This window comes from Mesorhizobium sp. P2_C5_2, assembly GCF_056404535.1.
In genome coordinates this window covers 657,837-674,773 of the sequence record NZ_JBFUDV010000005.1, presented here as the reverse complement: position 1 = coordinate 674,773, position 16,937 = coordinate 657,837, and the positions used below count along the sequence as shown (strand labels likewise).

Here is a 16,937-nt window from a genome sequence, read left to right as displayed (position 1 = left end):
GGAAACGTCCCGATGACCTCACGCCTGCTGATAGCCGCCCTTTGCTTCCTCTGTTTCGCCCTGCCCGCTTATGCCGACGGCGCGGTGCAGAAGATCATCACGCCGGCCGACAAGGCGCGCCTCGACAAATATGGCGAGGCGCGCAAGGCGGCCCTGGTCGAGGCAAAAGCGGGAGACCCGGCAGAGGTCAGCCAACTCGACGCGCTGCTGGCAAAGCCGCTGGTGGCCTTTTCCGATAAGGACCTGACCGGCAACTGGCAATGCCGCACCATCAAGGTCGGCGGTATCAGCCCGCTGGTCATCTATGGCTGGTTCAAATGCAAAGTGACCGGCGACGGTTCGGGTTGGCGGCTGGAAAAGATCAGCGGCTCGCAGCGCACAACGGGCCGTTTCTTCGATGATAGCGAGAAGCGCGCCATCTATCTCGGCTCCGGCTATGTCAACGATAACAAGCCAAAGCCCTATGGCAGCGGCCCGGAAAGCGACCAGGTTGGCTATGCCTTCCGCACTGGCGCCAATGAGTGGCGCATCGAATTCCCGGCGCCCTACTACGAATCGAAGCTCGACATCATCGAGTTCAAGCGCTGATCCGCTGTTCTCTCGCTGGCAGGGCGGTCATCAAGATTTAACCCCGCCCGGCCAGAATTGAGCCAGGCAGCGCACGGGAAGACGGTTGCGTGCCGGCAAGAAGGCGCGCCATGGCTTCAGCGATTGGGAAAAGCACTGCGATCATCGTGGTCACCGAAGGCGGCCCGCACATCTGGGCCATCGTCAACGCCCTGGCCGACCGGCTCGGCCCCGTCAGCGTCATCCTCGAAAGCCCTGAATCCAAAAAACAATTGCTGCTCGGCCGCGCGCGCCGCCAAGGCTGGCTTCTAGCCATCGGCCAGCTCGGCACCATGGTGCTGACCAAGCTCGGCAAACGCTTTTTCGCCGGCCATGCCGAGCGGCTGATTGCCGAGCAAAAACTTGAGACTGAGCCAAAGCCGGGACAAAAGATCATCCACGTCTCCTCTGCCAACGCAGCCGATTGCCTGCAGGCGATCGCCGACATCCGGCCGCGTGTGGTGCTGCTCGCCGGTTGCCGGCTCTTGTCCCGGCAGACGCTGGCGAAAATGCCTTGCCCGGTGCTCAACTACCACGCCGGCATCGCCCCGAAATACCGCGGCATGAATGGCGGCTACTGGGCCCTGGCCTCTGGTGATGCGGGAAACTTCGGCACCACCGTGCATCTGGTGGATGCCGGCGTCGACACCGGCGGGGTGCTGAAACAGGCGCGCGGCAGGCCTGAGCCCGGCGACACCATTTCGAGCTACGCGCTGCGCCAGGCGGCGTTCTCGCGCGACATCTGCGTCGAGGCGGTCCGCGATGCGCTGGCCGGCAAGCTGGCCACGATCGACCCCGGCCTGCCGTCGAAACAATGGTACCACCCGACGATCTGGTTCTATCTCTGGACCGGCCTCACCAAGCGGGTCTGGTAGCCGGTTTCGCCTGCGAATCTTGCCTTTCTTTTTGCGACGTCCAATAGCGTCGCTTTTGAATGCGCGCGCGTCGTCCCATAACAAGCAGCCCCACTGCGCATCCGGCAATGCTCGCTGCTGCTGGATAAAGTGGTCGAGAGTCCTTCGTGCGTCCAAGTGGACGCATGGCGCTCGACAGGGAGTGAGAATTTCATGGCCGATCTGATCGTCGTCTATTGGCGCGACATCCCCGCCCAGGTCATCGTCAAGAGGGGCCGGCAGAACGCCAAGCGCGAACTGCCGCTGCGCTTCACCGAGGCGATCGACATGTGCGCCATGCGCACCGGCGCCGGCGGCACAGACGACTACCTCGCCGAATGGCGCAAGGCCGAACCGGTTCCGGTCGGCGACGATCTCGAAGCCGAGGTCGAGAAGGCGTTCAGCGACATCGACGCGAAATATGACCGCGAGCGGCTGGTCGCTCTGGTCAAGGCGGGCGGAAAAGAAAATGTCTGAAACCACTCCTGCCAAAGAGGGCTCGGCAGTTACCCAGGCCACGCTGGTCAAGAAGGCAGCGCCGAAATCCGACTACAAGCCGGCCGACGTGTCGCCGCAGCGGCGCGTGCAGCGCTCGTTTGCAGTCAGGCTGTGGTCGATCCGCCATTCGCGCCTGCTCGAATGGTTCTACTCCAGATTCGCCGACATGTTCCTGCTTCTCCATCCTTTGTGGAAAGGCCTTGGCTACGGGCGCGTCGAAGCGCCGATCAAGTTTGTCGAAAAGCGCGTCAAAGGCTTCATGTTCGACTGCCGCATGTGCGGCCAGTGCATCCTGTCTTCGACCGGCATGTCGTGCCCGATGAACTGCCCTAAGCAGCTGCGCAACGGCCCTTGCGGCGGCGTGCGCGCCAACGGCAATTGCGAGGTCGAGCCTGATATGCCCTGCGTTTGGGTAAAGGCCTGGGAAGGCTCGCAGAACATGGTGCACGGCGACAAGATCCTGACCGTGCAGAAGCCTGTCGACCAGTCGCTGCGCGAAACCTCGGCCTGGCTGCGGGTAACCGCGCAGTCGGCAGCGGCCCGCGAAACCGCGGCCAAGGCCAACACCGGAGCCGCCGCATGATCGCCCGCCAGCGCGACGAAAACCCGGCCGGCATCCATCTGCCGCTCGATCCCCTGCCCGGCCACTCGTCACGCGGCCGGCTGGAGCGTGTGCTGCGGCGCGGCGAATTCGCTGTCACCACCGAACTCAACCCGCCTGACAGCGCCGATCCGGAAGATGTTTATAACCGGGCGAAAATCTTCGACGGCTGGGTCGACGCCATCAATGCCGTCGATGCCTCCGGTGCCAACTGCCACATGTCCTCGGTCGGCATCTGTGCGCTTTTGACCCGCATGGGTTACGCCCCGATCATGCAGATCGCCTGCCGCGACAAGAACCGCATCGCCATCCAGGGCGACGTGCTGGGTGGCGCGGCGATGGGCGTCGCCAACATGCTGTGCCTGACCGGCGACGGCGTGCAGGCCGGCGACCAGCCCGGCGCCAAGCCTGTCTTCGACCTCGATTCTATGTCGCTGCTCGAAACCTGCCGCATCATGCGCGACAACGGCAAGTTCCTCTCCGGCCGCAAGCTGACGACGCCGCCGCAGATTTTCCTCGGTGCCGCCGTCAACCCGTTCGCGCCGCCCTTCGATTTCCGCCCGATCCATCTCGGCAAGAAGATCGCCGCTGGCGCGCAGTTCGTGCAGACGCAGTACTGCTTCGACGTGCCTATGTTCAAAACCTTCATGCAGAAGGCGCGCGATCTCGGCCACACCGAAAAGGTCTTCATCCTGTGCGGCGTCGGTCCGCTGGCCTCGGCCAAGACGGCCAAATGGATCCGCTCCAACGTGCCCGGCATCCATATCCCGGACGCGATCATCAAGCGGCTGGAAGGTGCCCAGGACCAGAAGAAGGAAGGCAAGCAGCTCTGCACCGACATCATCAATGAGGTGAAGGAAATCCCGGGCGTCTCCGGCATCCACGTGATGGCCTACCGCCAAGAGGAATATGTCGCCGAGATCGTCGATGAATCAGGCGTGCTGAAGGGCCGCCAGCCGTGGAAACGTGAGATCCGCCACGACGACCAGATGGTCGCCGACCGGCTCGACCGCATATTGCATGACGAGATTACCGAAACACAGGTGGACATGGTAAAGACCGCGCACTAAGCCCGGCCAAGCACCAGACCTGGAACGAAACCAGACACGATATAAAGAAGCCCTTTATATCAAGGCGGAGAGACTTCATGACCCGGACCATTGTCGCCTCGGCGACACGAGAGATTATCATCGGCTTCGACCAGCCCTTTTGCGTGATCGGCGAGCGCATCAACCCGACCGGCCGCAAGAAGCTGGCCGCCGAGATGATCGCCGGCAATTTCGAGACCGTCATCAAGGACGCCCTGGAACAGGCCGCCTGCGGCGCCACCATGCTCGACGTCAATGCCGGCGTCACCTCGGTCAACCCGAACGAGACTGAACCGGGCCTTCTGGTGCAGACGCTGGAGATCGTGCAGGGTCTGGTCGACCTGCCGCTGTCGATCGATAGTTCCGTCACCGCCGCCATCGAAGCCGCACTCAAGGTCGCCAAGGGCCGTCCGCTGGTCAACTCCGTCACCGGCGAAGAGGAAAAGCTCGAAGCCATTCTGCCGCTGGTCAAGAAGTACAATGTTCCGGTCGTCGCCATCTCCAACGATGAGACCGGCATTTCGATGGACCCGGACGTCCGCTTTGCCGTCGCCAAGAAGATCGTCGAGCGCTGCGCCGATTTCGGCATTCCGGCGCATGACGTCGTCGTCGACCCGCTGGTGATGCCGATCGGCGCGCTGGGCGACGCCGGCCGCCAGGTGTTTGCGCTGCTGCGTCGGCTCCGCGAAGAACTCAAGGTCAACACCACCTGCGGCCTCTCCAACATCTCCTTTGGCCTGCCGCACCGCCACGGCATCAACGCTGCTTTCATCCCGATGGTGATCGGCGCCGGCATGACCTCGGCGATCATGAATCCGGTGCGGCCGCAGGAAATGGAAGCCGTGCGCGGCGCCAATGTGCTCAACGGCACCGACGAGAACTGCACCAACTGGATCCGGACCTACAAGGACTACAAGCCGGCCGAAGGCGGCCAGGCGGTCGCGGCGCCCACCGCGGTCAACGCGCCGGGCGAAGGCGGTGGCAATGGCGGACGCCGCCGCGGCGGCCGTGAAGCCCGCATGGCCAGGGGATAAGCGCGCAATCGTGAACTCGCCTGCAAACATTACCGATCCGCTCGTGCTGTTCATGCCGTCAGGCAAGCGCGGGCGGTTCCCTGTCGGCACGCCGGTTCTCGATGCCGCGCGCCAGCTTGGCGTCTATGTCGAGAGCGTCTGCGGTGGCCGCGCCACCTGCGGACGCTGCCAGATCGAGGTGCAGGAAGGCAATTTCGCCAAGCACAAGATCGTCTCTTCCAACGACCACATCTCGCCCAAGGGTGCCAAGGAAGAGCGCTATGAGCGCGTGCGCGGCCTGCCCGAGCGGCGCCGCCTGTCCTGCTCGGCACATATCCTCGGCGACCTCGTCATCGATGTGCCGCAGGACACGGTCATCAACGCCCAGACCATCCGCAAGGATGCCGACACCCGCGTCATCGCCCGCGATTCAGCGATCCGCATGTGCTATGTCGAGATCGAAGAACCCGATATGCACAAGCCGCTCGGCGATCTCGATCGCCTGAAGATCGCCTTGATGAAGGATTGGGGCTTTAAAAACCTCGAATTCGATTTCTACCTGATGCCGCAGGTGCAAGGCATCCTGCGCAAGGGCAACTGGACGGCGACTGCCGCCATCCACAAGGATGCCGAGAGCGATATTGCCCGCGTCATCGCGCTCTGGCCCGGCCTCAAGAACGAGGCCTATGGGCTGGCCTGCGACATCGGCTCGACCACCATTGCCATGCATCTGGTGTCGCTGCTGTCGGGCCGTGTCGCCGCTTCGTCCGGCACGTCAAATCCACAGATCCGCTTCGGCGAGGATCTGATGAGCCGCGTCTCCTATGTGATGATGAACCCGGACGGCCGCGAAGGCATGACGGTCGCCGTGCGCGAGGCGATCTCGGGCCTCGTCGACAAGGTCTGCGCCGAAGGCAATGTCCAGCGCAACGACATCCTGGACTCGGTCTTCGTCGGCAATCCGATCATGCACCATCTGTTCCTCGGCATCGATCCGACCGAGCTCGGCGGCGCGCCCTTCGCGCTCGCCGTCTCGGGTGCCGTGCGCATCAAGGCTTCCGATATCGGCCTGAAGCTCAACCAGGGCGCCCGCCTCTATATGCTGCCTTGCATCGCCGGCCATGTCGGCGCCGATGCGGCCGCCGTTACGCTGTCGGAAGGCCCGCACCGCCAGGACGAGATGATGCTGATCGTCGACGTCGGCACCAATGCCGAGATCGTGCTCGGCAACCGCACGCGCGTCGTCGCTGCGTCCTCGCCCACCGGCCCGGCCTTCGAGGGCGCCGAAATCTCCGGCGGCCAGCGCGCCGCACCCGGCGCGATCGAGCGCGTGCGCATCGATCCCGACACGCTGGAGCCGAAATACCGCGTTATCGGCTCGGAACTGTGGTCCGACGAACCCGGCTTCCTCGACAGCGTGCAGGCGACCGGCGTCACCGGCATTTGCGGCTCCGGCATCATCGAGATCGTCGCCGAGATGTATCTCGCCGGCATCATCTCCGAGGATGGCGTTGTCGATGGTTCCCTTGCCGCCCGCTCGCCGCGTGTCACTGCAAACGGCCGCACCTTCTCCTATGTCTTGAAGGAAGGTGAGCCGAAGATCACCATCACCCAGACCGACGTGCGCGCCATCCAGCTTGCCAAGGCGGCACTCTATGCCGGCACCAAGCTTTTGATGGAAAAGCAGAACACCGAGCACGTCGACCGCATCCACTTCGCCGGCGCCTTCGGCTCCTTCATCGATCCGAAATATGCCATGGTGCTGGGACTGATCCCCGACTGCGACCTCGACAAGGTGTCAGCCGTCGGCAACGCCGCCGGCGCCGGCGCCCGCATGGCCCTGCTCAACCGCGGCTATCGTCGCGAAATCGAGGACACGGTCAGCCATATCGAGAAGATCGAGACCGCACTTGAGCCGAAATTCCAGGAGCATTTCGTCTACGCGATGGCGCTGCCCAACAAGGTCGATCCGTTCCCGAAACTGTCGGCGGCGGTGAAATTGCCGCCGCGCAAGACCGTCAGCGAGGACGGCGTCGCCGGCGACGCCGCCCCACGTCGGCGTTCGCGCGAAGGCCACGCCGCCAGGCGCAGCCGCGAATAACAAGGCTCAAGTGCCGTTTTGCCAAGTGGATTTGAGCGGCTTCAATAGCGTAGGCCGATACCAAGCGCCACTTCGTTGGTTCGCTTTTCTGTGAGTTCGTTCTGGCTTAACTCATAGTCAAGATTGAGCGTCACGTTCCCGGCGTCGTCTAAAGTCCACGCCAGCCTGTTCGCCCAGTCATATGTATGTTCGTTGTCACCCGTCACATTCCAGGAATCCCGGAATTCGGACGTAAGCGTTGAGACCCGTTTGCCGTCCCTGATCCATGCAAGTTCGGCCGTAAGCCCGTAACCCACATTGAGATAATCGTCATATGGAGATGGGACACCACCATCTGAAAGCACGCGCTCGTAAGTCCCAAATAATGATGGAGCCAAGCGCGCAATTATTCTCCCGTGCGGTACAGTGAAACCGCGCAGGAACGCGAAAGAAAACGGCTCATAGACGGCTTCCGCGCCGACCACCTTACGCTCGAATTCAGTATCGGTTTTCAAATAGCCCCAAGCGCTGAGGTACTGCACGGGAAACATCAAGCCCGCAATTTCCAAGTCCCCGCCACCACGCAACTCCAAAGCGTTTGTCTCGAACTTCTTTCCGCGAGATTCAAAAGACCGATCGATCGCTATCGATCCGCCATATGTGAGCGCGCTGATATATGGCCCCGTTGCCGGCGCAAACTTGTCCTTGAGCCGCAACTCCCGCAGCACCCCGAACGCCGCAGTGACGCGCCCGCTTGCAGTCTCCGAAATCGCGTTGTTCTTGTATGAAAAATTTGCTCCGTTTCCATCAAACTTGTCTGCCCGAATGGACACGTCGCGTCCTGATTTCCTCAGATAGAATTTGAGGTCGTCGGAATATGTTCTCTTGTCCTCTGCTTCCTTTTCAATTCTTGCTTTCTCAATCTCGGCAGGGGTTGGAGGTACCTTGGGTTTCTGTCCCAAGACGGACATAGCTTCTTTCACGGCAATTGGAGCAATCGGGAGTCCTGTTTCCTGGGGCGTCGATGCAAAATTCGCTGCCGCTTCCTCCTCTGCCAGGGAATGGAGCTTCTTGTTAAACTCGTCCAGTTCAGAAGGATCGATCATTCCATTCTTGTTTTTGTCGAATTCGCCGATGGAAACTGTCGCCTTGTTGGCGAAATAAACGATCATTTCCTGGTAGCTGATAGTGCTCTTGTCACTGTCGGTATTGTATTCATCTATATTCGTACTCGACCTGGCGTTATGAGCGGAACCAAGCATGCCGATCATAGCCGCAATAAAGAGAACCGGGACGCGAGGCTCTATTAACTTCCGCAATTTGCGAACTGTTGTCTGGTCTGCAGTGCTGGTTGGTGTAAGCACCGGTTTCAACGGAGTGCCGTTTGCGCTAAATTCGTTGTTCAGTGGCTTATACAATGCTCGCCTGGCTGTGACGTCCAGCCCGTAAAGAGATTCCAAATCCTCGTCAGCCTTTGGCTCGAACGGCCCAACACCTCCGCCCAAAACCTTTCTGATGGTGCTTCGAATAAGCGCGTAGATTGTATTTGGATGCATCGCCCTCTCCCTTAACCCCAGCGGCGATCATAAATTTTGATTTACGTTTGTCAAACATTTAACAATGAATACTTTATAGCGTTGCCAATTAGAGTATTTTTTTCCAGGGCCTACATACCCCCGCGAAATAGGCTTGTTAGAAGTATCTTAGCGCTAGCAACTCACCTGTTGACAGACGAATGAAGAATCGCCGCCCTAGAGCGCCAGATTCATTTGTATGCAAATGTTTCCAGATCGCACCGATCTGGAAACCGAAACGCTGCTTTCGCGCAATCCGTCCGATACAGGCGTGAAGCATTTAACGGACACCGAAAGGCGGGCCGGACTATTGCGCCATCACAACGCTTCAAAGGAGAATAACGATGTTCGACAGCCTCGGCCGTTTTCGCGCGGCCATCAAGAATGCACGGTCTGTGCGCGCCATGAACAGCCTGCCGCCCGAAGTGCAGAAGGACATTGGCTGGCCCGTGTCGCCGCGCATCGACGCTCAGGCCAACCTGACGCGCCTGATCCTGGGCTCGGGCCGCTGATGACCTTCGCCGACAAGTGCAAATTGCTGGCCAAGCGCCGGGACCGCCGCGTGGTCCCGGCGACCACCGACATCAAGTTGCGCGCTGCGCTGCTGCCCCGGCGCTGAGCCCGCTTGCGGGAAACCGCAGACCTGGTTGATCAAACAACCGTGTTGCATTGGGCCAAATTCTTGACATTTCGGCTGGAGGCACGATGTTCGAGATAGTGGGGAAATTCTCTTAGTCGGCTGCGGCCGAGCTTGTGTATTCGAATGCCCAGTTTCAAAAGCCATCTCGTTTCCTTCATCCTCCGGCATAGCCGGAAGAAGGCGTTTGCCAGCCCGGAAAATCTGCAGCGCTGGATCGCCTATGCACGCAAGACCGAGGACCACCATCCGCCGGCATTGCTGCGTGAGCGGCTCGATATCACCGAGCGCAGCGTCGATGGCTTCCCCGTCTACGAGATCGCGCCGAGGGCCGGCGAGCGCAGGCGCATCCTCTACATGCATGGCGGCGCCTATGTCTTCCAGATCACCTCCTATCATTGGGGACTGATCGCCGAGATGGCGGAACGGCTGGGTTTCGGGATCACCGTGCCGATCTACCCGATAGCCCCCGAGCATGATTTCCACGCCATGTTCGGCATGGTCGGCGACGTCTACCGGCAGATGCTGGATCAGACGGACGCCGAAGACATCGTTTTCATGGGCGATTCCGCCGGCGGCAACATGGCCGTGGTGCTGACCATGATGGCCGCGGAAGATGGCCTTCCCCTGCCCTCGCGCCACGTGCTGATCTCGCCCGGGCTCGACATGTCGCTCTCCAACCCCGAAGTGTTCGAGGCTGAGCGCTATGATCCCTGGCTCGGCATTTCGGGCGGAATGGAGGCCGTCCGGCTCTACAGCGCCGGCTTTGATCGCAGCGACTGGCACATCAGCCCGCTTTACGGCGACCTCTCGGTTTTGCCGAAGACGCTGCTCCTGACCGGCTCGCGCGACCTGCTCAGCCCCGACAATTTGATCTTCGCCGAGAAGGCGCGTGCCGCCGGCGTCGAGGTCGAGGTCGTCTACGAGGAAGGCATGTTCCACGCCTGGCTGCTGATCGAGATGCCCGAAGCGCGGCGGGCGCGCGAGCGCATCGTCGCCTTTCTGAGCAGCGATAAAGCCACTGGTCAGGCCAAGAGCGAGGCGATCACCTGGTCGGTCAAGACTTCATCAAGCAAGCCATTCAAGACCGGATTGGCCAGCACGTAGATCGCTTCGAGTATTTCTTCATCTCGTTCTGGCTGGTTGTCGATGTCTTCCCTGCATTCGATCAGGTCCGCCCATGCTTCCACGTCGGCAGCAGTGAGTTCTCCCGCCTGGAACCGTCGGAGCACATTCAAGACATGATCAGTGGTCAGGATGACCACTGGCGTCTCGGACCAACCAAGGTCGCTTACGATTGCAGCCAGAACATCAATCGGTTTTCTGAACTCGATGAGATCGTTGAGACCTGAAACGCGGCTCACATCATGGCTCATCAGAACTTGCCGGTCTCCCTGAACACTTCAAAGGTCGCGCGGATATGGTCGGCGACTGCCTTGACCGGCGCGCTGGCGTCCGGCGACACCACCATCGCCAGATTGTAGGTGCCGATATCGGGCATGCCGTCCTTCGGGCACAGCTCGACCATGTCGTTGCCGAGGAACGACTTCGGCAGTGGCGCCACGGCGAGGTCGGACATGATGGCGGCGCGCTGGCCGGCCGTATGCGCGCTCATATAGGCGATGCGGTAGTTGCGGCCCTCACGGCTCAGCGCATCGAGCGCGCCGGCCCGCCAGGCGCAGCCCTCTTCCCATAGCGATACAGGCAAAGGCTCGCGTAGATGCGCGCTGCCGCCCTTTGCGCCAGCCCAGACAATCGGCTCGGTAAGCAGCACCTCGGCGCCAAGCGCGCTGGTCTTGTAGGAATTGGTCAACAGCGTGATGTCGAGCGCCCGGTCGTCCATGCGGCGGCGCAGATTGCTGCTCTGGTCGATGGTGACGTCGACGGCGATCGACGGATGCGATTGCGCGAAACGCTTCAAGACATGCGGCAGCACGCGCTCGCCATAATCGTCCGGCGAACCGAGCCGCACCACGCCGACGATCTCGGGGATGATGAACTTCGACACCACCTCGCGGTTGATCGACAGCAGCCGGCGGGCATAGCCGAGCAGCATTTCGCCATCGGTGGTCAGCGTCACCGAGCGCGCATCGCGCGCAAAGACCGAGCGGCCGAGAATGTCCTCGAGCTTCTTGATCTGCATGGAGACCGCCGACGGCGTGCGGAACACCGCATTGGCAGCGGTGGTAAAGCTACCGGTCTCGGCAATGGCCACAAACGTGCGCAAAACGTCGAGATCGAGCAGCGGCAGGGGATGATTGAGTGGGGCGTTCATCGGGATCGACCTTCAATTTTTCTGATGTGAAGCATCATTCCATTTCGTTTGATTGAACATCAGAATGGGAGGATAGTCAACTCCATCGAAGGCAGGACGCGCCACGGCTTCAAACGCTCCTGACACGAAATTGCATTCGATGCGGAATATCCCGGCGACGAAACGCGTTCATGCGGGACGTGCCACAACCAAAGGAGAATGAAATGTCTATCCTGTCATCCATCGGTCGGCTTGCGACCGAGTTCAGCGCCGCCCGCGCCCGCTTCCAGACCGAACGTGCGATCCGCTCGCTGCCGATCGAACTGCAGAAGGACATCGGCTGGCCTGAAGCTGCCGACACCAAGACCGGTGCACGCCATGGCGTCGGATCCTGGGCTGGAGCAAAGTAAACCATTGTGTACCATGTGCTGAAGGCCTGCCGCGCACCAGCCCGGCAGGCCTTCTCTGTTTTACCCCCGCTTGCCTTCCCTAACTTATTTGTACTCAAATGAATTTCAGAGCCATGTCGCCCTTGCATGGCGCATATGAGCAAGCTGCATAGCAGCTCAAATTTCCAATTAACGCCTTGTAAATAATCACAAATCCCGGGCAATCTGCCCAAAAATGTCGCAATTGATGTCGCTTTTCATATCAAGCGCTTCGCATTTGCGATTTAGTTTCTGCTTACACAAGCCTATATCACCGTCAGCAAACGAGCTGCCCCACTCCATCAAGCGAAGGCGACCCGTCTGAGCAACCGATAGGAGATGACGATGAAGCTTTTTGCCCGCCTCTTTGCCCGCCGCGAAATGAACCTGACGACCGCTCTCGAGCGCCAGCGCCTTGCCAACACCATGCCCGGCCAGACCGGCGCCATGAATGCGGTGCGCCTCGGCTTCGTCGCCTGAGATAACGGCTACCGCGCAGCGCTTCCCTGCCGCTGCCGAAAGTCGACAAATGCGCCGCTTCGGTTTGACCGAGGCGGCGTTTTTTCGTTCTGAAGCCGATGCTGCCGGATAGCGATGCTCAATCCGGCGGCAGCCTGTGCCCGTCATCCCGGACCATTGCCCATTTGCGACCCATGTCGCAAATTTAGTTGCCGCTTAGCCGCCTAGCCGATTGACAGGAATGGTTTTTCCTGATGTCGCTATGCTGTTCGCGACATCCTGTTCGCGCCATGGCTGCGTGAGGTTCCCTTGAACGCCGTAAAGCATCCGATCAAGCGATCGTTTGTATTCTTCCTCATCCCCGATTTCACCATGATCGCCTTTGCGACGGCGCTCGACCCGCTGCGCTCGGCCAACCGCATGCTCGGCTATGAGGCCTATTGCTGGCGTCTCGCCAGCATCGACGGCAAGCCGGTGCGCGCCTCCAACGGCGTCGAATGCGCGGTCAACACCTCGCTCGAGGAAGAGCGCAAGAAGATGGCCGGGCCGGATCGGCCGAACATGGCCATTGTTTGCAGCGGCATGAATGTCGAGCGCTACCAGAACAGGTCGGCCTTCGCCTGGCTGCGCGAGGAGTATAACAGAGGCGTCGCCGTTGGCGGCCTGTGCACCGGCGCGCATATCCTTGCCGCCGCCGGCCTGCTCTCGAACAAGCGCTGCGCCATCCATTGGGAAAACCTGCCGGGCTTCTCCGAGGCCTTCCCGAAGGCCAACGTCTTTGCCGACCTCTTCGAAATCGACCAGAACATCTACACCTGCGCCGGCGGCACCGCTGCGCTCGACATGATGCTGAAGCTGATCGGCGACGATTTCGACGACAATCTGGTCAACCGGGTCTGCGAGCAAGTGCTGACCGACCGCGTGCGCAGCCCGACCGACCGCCAGCGCCTGCCGCTGCGTGCCCGCCTCGGCGTGCAGAACTCCAAGGTGCTGACCATCATCGAACTGATGGAAGGCAACCTGTCCGAGCCGCTGTCGCTGATCGAGATCGCCGACCATGTCGACCTGTCTCGTCGCCAGATCGAGCGCCTGTTCCGCACCGAGATGGGGCGCTCCCCTGCCCGCTACTACCTGGAAATCCGCCTCGATCGCGCCCGGCATCTCTTGATCCAGTCGTCGATGCCGGTGGTCGAGGTGGCGGTTGCCTGCGGCTTCGTCTCGGCCTCGCATTTCTCCAAATGCTACCGCGAGCTCTACGCCCGCTCGCCGCAGCAGGAGCGCGTCGACCGCAAGCAGTTGCTGGCGGCCTGAAGCTCTTCAGTCCGGCGCGTCCTCTCGGACGCGCCTGGGGCTCGGCGCCTCGATCTTTTCGAGCTATTTGCGCGGCGAACTGACAACAAGGATTGGGCAGCGCTCGGCCACAGGATAATTGCCGCTCGCGACGAGGCGGACATCGGCGAAGTACCGCGAGGCCTCCGTCACGTGAATATCCTCGTTCAGCCAGCAGCAGATCGTGTCCGACCCTTTGTATAGGTCGATGAAGGCGAAGGCACCCGGCTGCCATCCGCCTGCCGCCATCAGCGCGGTTCGATCGCCGAACATCCCGTCAATAGCGTCCAGAACGGCCGACATCTTCAGCCCATAATCGGGCGCGGCGACAGGCAATGACAACGCGGTGCGCAGAACGATCTCGGCGAGCGCCTTTATCTTGCCGGCAAGCGCATCGCCTCTTATGGCGTCGAGCGCCTCAGTTTTCTTTGGCCTTGCGAACAGTCTGATGCCCGCGCGACCGCCCGGCCGCAACACCCGCGCCATCTCCTGCAGGCATCTGAGGCGCTGGGCCTCGCTGATCACCGCCGAAAGGCAGCCGTCGCCGACGATAACGTCAACGCTACCGTCCGTCAGGGGAAGGTCAAGCCAGTTGCCTACCACGGCCTTCCTTGTCGAATCATCGCCGATCCACAGCGCGCCGATCATGTGCGGAGCGGCATCAATGGCGACCAGGGTTTTGCCGAGCCTGGCCAACTCCGGCGTGACACCAAGCAGCGCCGTGTCGGCGCTATCCATCGCAAGCTCGCGTTTCAGAACGGCCACGACGTCAGGATACGGGCGCAGCGGCGGCCCTATGAGATCCCATGTCCGAAAGAGATTTGCCCACAGGTCGGACATGCACCTCACCCTTTTGTAGTGCAACGCACTTTCCCCTAGGAAAGCGCTCTATATTATCGCCTCCTGAAATGAAAGGCGGCTGGGAGCCACAATGGCGCATATCGTGGTGATCACGCACGAGCACGACCGGTTGATCGAACGCAAATTCTTCCGGCGCCCCGAAAGCAGCTACATGATCTACGCCATCCTGGAAGGGCTGCGCAGGCGCGGTCACTCATGGGAGGTCGCGCAAGGCCCGTCGAGCAAGGCGAAAGGCGACTTCGCGATCCTTCATGTCGATGCAACCCAGGTCGACCCGGCCTATGTCGAATACGGACAACGTTTTCCGCTGTGCCTCAATCTTGGCGTGACGGACATTTCGAAACGGCGCATCAGCGTGGCCGAAGTGACCCGGCACGATAATTGGGAGGGACCGGTTATCGTCAAGGGCGTGCTGAACTGCGGAGGCCTTCCCGAAGAACGGATCAACCAGCGGGCTGCGCGTGCGGGAAGGCCCGCTCCCTTCCCCGATGCCAGGGTCATGAAGGACTATCAGGTGTTCGATCACGCGGCGGATGTGCCGGCGGAAGCTTTCGACGACCCTGACCTGCTGATCGAGCGGTTCCTGCCCGAGGTCGAAGCAGACGGGTTTGCCTTGCGCTATTGGCTTTTCTGCGGCGATTACGACTTTTGCGGCCGCTTTGTCTCGAGCCATCGCATCATCAAGGGCGCGGGCGTCTTTCGCAGCGAGCCGTGCCCGATCCCCGACGACCTGCGCCACCGGCGCCGCGAACTGGGATTCGACTACGGCAAATTCGACTTTGCGGTCCATGGCGGGAAGACCTACCTGATGGACGCCAACAAGACGCCCGGCAGGGTGCCCGAAGGCGCCGGCGAGGTAGCCTCCATGCCGCGCATGGCCGACGCCCTGGAAACAATGATCAAAAAGGCACTATCCTGACCGCCTCTGCCGCAGCAGGAGCGCGTCGACCGCAAGCAGTCGCTGGCGGCTTGATACGGCTACGCCCTGGCACTTATTGAGTTCAATGGGCTTCGGCCGTGCGCATCGCCTCGACGCGGATGTCTTCCGTCAGCCGCGCCTTCAGCGCCGAAAATTCCGGGCTGGTTTTCAGCGTGTAGTGGCGCGGGTGCGGCAGGTCGATGGCGACATCAGACTTGATGCGGCCGGGTCGCGCGCTCATCACGATCACCCGCGAGGCCATGAAGATCGCCTCCTCGATATCGTGGGTGACAAACAGCACCGTCTTCTTGCGCCGTTCCCAGATGCCGAGCAAAAGCTCCTGCATCAGCCCGCGAGTCTGGTTGTCGAGCGCGCCGAACGGCTCATCCAGCAACAGGATCTCGGGATCGTTGGCCAGCGCCCGGGCGATCGCGGTGCGCTGCTGCATGCCGCCGGACAGTTGCTTTGGCCAATGGTTGTCGAAGCCCTTGAGCCCGACGAGATCGACATAGGAGGCGACGATCCCGTCGCGCTCCTTTTCCGCCATGCCGCGCTCGCGCAGGCCAAAGGCGATATTCTGCGCCACCGTCAGCCACGGAAACAGCGTGTAGGACTGGAAGACCATGCCGCGATCCGGTCCCGGCCGCGTCACCGCCTTGCCGTCGAGCAGCACGCGGCCCGCGCTCGGCGCCTCGAGGCCGGCAACGATCCGGAGCAGCGTCGACTTCCCGCAGCCTGACGGCCCCAGAATGGTGATGAAGTCGTTGGCCGCGACCGCCAGATCGACCGGCATCAGCGCCTTGACCGGCTGCCCGCCGCGCACGCCGGAGAATGTGCGGGAGACGCCTTCGATGAGAAGCTTGCTCATGCCAGGCTCCAGGGGAAGAGCCAGCGGTTGAACGCCTTGAAGGCGAAGTCGGACAACAGCCCGATCAGCCCGATGACGATGATGCCGAAGATGATCTGTCCGGTCGCCAGCCGCGACTGGCTGTTGATGATCATGTAGCCGATGCCTGAGGACGAACCGATCAGCTCGGCGACGATGACATAGGTCCAGGCCCAGCCGAGCACCAGCCGCAGCGTCTCGGCAATCTCGGGCGCATTGGCCGGCATGATCACCCGTTTGACGATGCCGTTGTTGGTCGAGCCCAGCGTATAGGCGGCTTCGACCAGGTCGCGCCGCGTCGAGCCGACCTTGACCGCGACGATCAGGATGATCTGGAACACCGAACCGACGAAGATGACCAGCAGCTTTTCCAACTCGCCAATCCCGGCCCAAAGAATGAGCAGCGGGATAAAGGCAGAAGCCGGCAGATAGCGGGCGAAGGAGACGAACGGCTCCAGGAACGCTTCCACCGGCTTCCAGGCGCCCATGGCGATGCCGATCGGCACGGCGACGACCGACGCCAACAGGAACCCGCCGAAGACGCGCCAGATGGTGATCAATATGTCGAGCCAGAACCGGTCCTCGACCAGCAGCCGCCAGCCGTCTTTGAGCATCGACAGCGGATCGGCGAGGAAGATGCGGTTGACGTGACCGCCAAGCGTGATCCACGCCCAGAAAGCGACGAACAGCACGAAGAAGGAAATGCCGAGCACGGTTCGAATGCCCGGCGACACCGGATGCAAGGGGCGCATCGTCAGATCGTCCGCATCGTCAAATCACCATTTGTCCAGGAAAAGGCAGCGGCGCCAGA

The 16,937-nt window shown here is 61.4% G+C and carries 19 protein-coding genes; 13 read left to right on the top strand and 6 right to left on the bottom strand.

From position 1 onward, the window contains the following. Positions 1-12: 12 nt before the first annotated feature. The 7 genes from AC1D1B_RS21740 to AC1D1B_RS21710 all read left to right on the top strand — a co-directional run bounded on the left by AC1D1B_RS21740 (position 13) and on the right by AC1D1B_RS21710 (position 6,800). On the top strand, positions 13-588 hold the full coding sequence (locus tag AC1D1B_RS21740; RefSeq protein ID WP_477334459.1) for a DUF4893 domain-containing protein: 576 nt from the start codon (positions 13-15) through the stop codon (positions 586-588). 110 nt (positions 589-698) lie between these two features. After that, positions 699-1,481, top strand: a complete 783-nt coding sequence (locus AC1D1B_RS21735) for a formyl transferase (RefSeq protein ID WP_477334458.1) — start codon at positions 699-701, stop codon at positions 1,479-1,481. 192 nt (positions 1,482-1,673) lie between these two features. Further along, on the top strand, positions 1,674-1,976 hold the full coding sequence (locus tag AC1D1B_RS21730; RefSeq protein WP_477334457.1) for a virulence factor: 303 nt from the start codon (positions 1,674-1,676) through the stop codon (positions 1,974-1,976). Beyond that, positions 1,969-2,580 carry a methylenetetrahydrofolate reductase C-terminal domain-containing protein gene (locus tag AC1D1B_RS21725; RefSeq protein WP_477334456.1) on the top strand — a complete coding sequence of 204 codons (612 nt, stop codon included), beginning with the start codon at positions 1,969-1,971 and terminating at the stop codon, positions 2,578-2,580. The genes AC1D1B_RS21730 and AC1D1B_RS21725 overlap by 8 nt, the downstream gene beginning before the upstream one ends. Further along, positions 2,577-3,668 carry a methylenetetrahydrofolate reductase gene (locus tag AC1D1B_RS21720; RefSeq protein ID WP_142865193.1) on the top strand — a complete coding sequence of 364 codons (1,092 nt, stop codon included), beginning with the start codon at positions 2,577-2,579 and terminating at the stop codon, positions 3,666-3,668. The genes AC1D1B_RS21725 and AC1D1B_RS21720 overlap by 4 nt, the downstream gene beginning before the upstream one ends. A 77-nt stretch (positions 3,669-3,745) precedes the next feature. Further along, on the top strand, positions 3,746-4,720 hold the full coding sequence (locus tag AC1D1B_RS21715) for a methyltetrahydrofolate cobalamin methyltransferase (protein ID WP_477334455.1): 975 nt from the start codon (positions 3,746-3,748) through the stop codon (positions 4,718-4,720). Next, positions 4,671-6,800 carry an ASKHA domain-containing protein gene (locus tag AC1D1B_RS21710; RefSeq protein ID WP_477334454.1) on the top strand — a complete coding sequence of 710 codons (2,130 nt, stop codon included), beginning with the start codon at positions 4,671-4,673 and terminating at the stop codon, positions 6,798-6,800. Before AC1D1B_RS21715 ends, AC1D1B_RS21710 begins: the two co-directional genes overlap by 50 nt. Positions 6,801-6,841: 41 nt before the next feature. Here the strand turns inward: AC1D1B_RS21710 and AC1D1B_RS21705 are convergent, their stop codons facing one another. Continuing rightward, complete coding sequence (locus tag AC1D1B_RS21705; protein ID WP_477334453.1) at positions 6,842-8,335, bottom strand: hypothetical protein; 1,494 nt, start codon at positions 8,333-8,335, stop codon at positions 6,842-6,844. Positions 8,336-8,697: 362 nt separating this feature from the next. Here AC1D1B_RS21705 and AC1D1B_RS21700 point away from each other — a divergent pair, with 362 nt between their 5' ends. Both AC1D1B_RS21700 and AC1D1B_RS21695 read left to right on the top strand, forming a co-directional pair. Further along, on the top strand, positions 8,698-8,865 hold the full coding sequence (locus AC1D1B_RS21700; protein ID WP_477334452.1) for a hypothetical protein: 168 nt from the start codon (positions 8,698-8,700) through the stop codon (positions 8,863-8,865). A gap of 251 nt (positions 8,866-9,116) precedes the next feature. After that, positions 9,117-10,097, top strand: a complete 981-nt coding sequence (locus tag AC1D1B_RS21695) for an alpha/beta hydrolase (protein WP_477334451.1) — start codon at positions 9,117-9,119, stop codon at positions 10,095-10,097. Here the strand turns inward: AC1D1B_RS21695 and AC1D1B_RS21690 are convergent. Beyond that, a complete protein-coding gene (locus AC1D1B_RS21690) occupies positions 10,016-10,366 on the bottom strand; it encodes a hypothetical protein (protein ID WP_477334450.1) in 351 nt (116 codons plus the stop codon). The genes AC1D1B_RS21695 and AC1D1B_RS21690 overlap by 82 nt on opposite strands. Further along, the gene (locus AC1D1B_RS21685; RefSeq protein WP_181055955.1) at positions 10,366-11,265 is read right to left on the bottom strand and encodes a LysR substrate-binding domain-containing protein; all 900 of its coding nucleotides are present in this window, start codon (positions 11,263-11,265) and stop codon (positions 10,366-10,368) included. Before AC1D1B_RS21685 ends, AC1D1B_RS21690 begins: the two co-directional genes overlap by 1 nt. Before the next feature lie 203 nt (positions 11,266-11,468). Here AC1D1B_RS21685 and AC1D1B_RS21680 point away from each other — a divergent pair, with 203 nt between their 5' ends. The 3 genes from AC1D1B_RS21680 to AC1D1B_RS21670 all read left to right on the top strand — a co-directional run bounded on the left by AC1D1B_RS21680 (position 11,469) and on the right by AC1D1B_RS21670 (position 13,442). Next, positions 11,469-11,654, top strand: a complete 186-nt coding sequence (locus tag AC1D1B_RS21680) for a hypothetical protein (protein WP_023700331.1) — start codon at positions 11,469-11,471, stop codon at positions 11,652-11,654. 363 nt (positions 11,655-12,017) lie between these two features. Then, the gene (locus AC1D1B_RS21675) at positions 12,018-12,152 is read left to right on the top strand and encodes a hypothetical protein (protein WP_023681787.1); all 135 of its coding nucleotides are present in this window, start codon (positions 12,018-12,020) and stop codon (positions 12,150-12,152) included. Positions 12,153-12,503: 351 nt separating this feature from the next. Continuing rightward, positions 12,504-13,442 (top strand): GlxA family transcriptional regulator, encoded by a 939-nt coding sequence (locus tag AC1D1B_RS21670; RefSeq protein ID WP_407941710.1) that lies wholly within the window; start codon positions 12,504-12,506, stop codon positions 13,440-13,442. A gap of 63 nt (positions 13,443-13,505) precedes the next feature. Here AC1D1B_RS21670 and AC1D1B_RS21665 read toward each other — a convergent pair whose 3' ends face one another. Then, positions 13,506-14,300 (bottom strand): class I SAM-dependent methyltransferase, encoded by a 795-nt coding sequence (locus AC1D1B_RS21665; protein WP_477334449.1) that lies wholly within the window; start codon positions 14,298-14,300, stop codon positions 13,506-13,508. 91 nt (positions 14,301-14,391) lie between these two features. Here AC1D1B_RS21665 and AC1D1B_RS21660 point away from each other — a divergent pair, with 91 nt between their 5' ends. Then, positions 14,392-15,240, top strand: coding sequence for an ATP-grasp domain-containing protein (locus AC1D1B_RS21660; protein WP_477334448.1), 849 nt, complete (start codon positions 14,392-14,394; stop codon positions 15,238-15,240). 82 nt (positions 15,241-15,322) lie between these two features. Here the strand turns inward: AC1D1B_RS21660 and AC1D1B_RS21655 are convergent, their stop codons facing one another. Both AC1D1B_RS21655 and AC1D1B_RS21650 read right to left on the bottom strand, forming a co-directional pair. Beyond that, a complete protein-coding gene (locus tag AC1D1B_RS21655) occupies positions 15,323-16,108 on the bottom strand; it encodes an ABC transporter ATP-binding protein (protein ID WP_477334447.1) in 786 nt (261 codons plus the stop codon). Then, entirely contained in the window at positions 16,105-16,878 is a 774-nt protein-coding gene (locus AC1D1B_RS21650) for an ABC transporter permease (RefSeq protein ID WP_477334446.1), read from the bottom strand. Before AC1D1B_RS21650 ends, AC1D1B_RS21655 begins: the two co-directional genes overlap by 4 nt. Between the last annotated feature and the right edge of the window lie 59 nt (positions 16,879-16,937).

Bases quoted from the DNA above. Each gene is read 5' to 3' on its own strand.
- AC1D1B_RS21700 (WP_477334452.1), top strand. From the start codon at position 8,698: ATGTTCGACAGCCTCGGCCGTTTTCGCGCGGCCATCAAGAATGCACGG.
- AC1D1B_RS21715 (WP_477334455.1), top strand. From the start codon at position 3,746: ATGACCCGGACCATTGTCGCCTCGGCGACACGAGAGATTATCATCGGC.
- AC1D1B_RS21710 (WP_477334454.1), top strand. From the start codon at position 4,671: ATGGCGGACGCCGCCGCGGCGGCCGTGAAGCCCGCATGGCCAGGGGAT.
- AC1D1B_RS21675 (WP_023681787.1), top strand. From the start codon at position 12,018: ATGAAGCTTTTTGCCCGCCTCTTTGCCCGCCGCGAAATGAACCTGACG.
- AC1D1B_RS21735 (WP_477334458.1), top strand. From the start codon at position 699: ATGGCTTCAGCGATTGGGAAAAGCACTGCGATCATCGTGGTCACCGAA.
- AC1D1B_RS21720 (WP_142865193.1), top strand. From the start codon at position 2,577: ATGATCGCCCGCCAGCGCGACGAAAACCCGGCCGGCATCCATCTGCCG.
- AC1D1B_RS21660 (WP_477334448.1), top strand. From the start codon at position 14,392: ATGGCGCATATCGTGGTGATCACGCACGAGCACGACCGGTTGATCGAA.
- AC1D1B_RS21665 (WP_477334449.1), bottom strand. From the start codon at position 14,300: ATGTCCGACCTGTGGGCAAATCTCTTTCGGACATGGGATCTCATAGGG.
- AC1D1B_RS21670 (WP_407941710.1), top strand. From the start codon at position 12,504: ATGATCGCCTTTGCGACGGCGCTCGACCCGCTGCGCTCGGCCAACCGC.
- AC1D1B_RS21695 (WP_477334451.1), top strand. From the start codon at position 9,117: ATGCCCAGTTTCAAAAGCCATCTCGTTTCCTTCATCCTCCGGCATAGC.
- AC1D1B_RS21705 (WP_477334453.1), bottom strand. From the start codon at position 8,335: ATGCATCCAAATACAATCTACGCGCTTATTCGAAGCACCATCAGAAAG.
- AC1D1B_RS21650 (WP_477334446.1), bottom strand. From the start codon at position 16,878: ATGCGCCCCTTGCATCCGGTGTCGCCGGGCATTCGAACCGTGCTCGGC.
- AC1D1B_RS21725 (WP_477334456.1), top strand. From the start codon at position 1,969: ATGTCTGAAACCACTCCTGCCAAAGAGGGCTCGGCAGTTACCCAGGCC.
- AC1D1B_RS21655 (WP_477334447.1), bottom strand. From the start codon at position 16,108: ATGAGCAAGCTTCTCATCGAAGGCGTCTCCCGCACATTCTCCGGCGTG.
- AC1D1B_RS21680 (WP_023700331.1), top strand. From the start codon at position 11,469: ATGTCTATCCTGTCATCCATCGGTCGGCTTGCGACCGAGTTCAGCGCC.
- AC1D1B_RS21730 (WP_477334457.1), top strand. From the start codon at position 1,674: ATGGCCGATCTGATCGTCGTCTATTGGCGCGACATCCCCGCCCAGGTC.
- AC1D1B_RS21690 (WP_477334450.1), bottom strand. From the start codon at position 10,366: ATGAGCCATGATGTGAGCCGCGTTTCAGGTCTCAACGATCTCATCGAG.
- AC1D1B_RS21740 (WP_477334459.1), top strand. From the start codon at position 13: ATGACCTCACGCCTGCTGATAGCCGCCCTTTGCTTCCTCTGTTTCGCC.
- AC1D1B_RS21685 (WP_181055955.1), bottom strand. From the start codon at position 11,265: ATGAACGCCCCACTCAATCATCCCCTGCCGCTGCTCGATCTCGACGTT.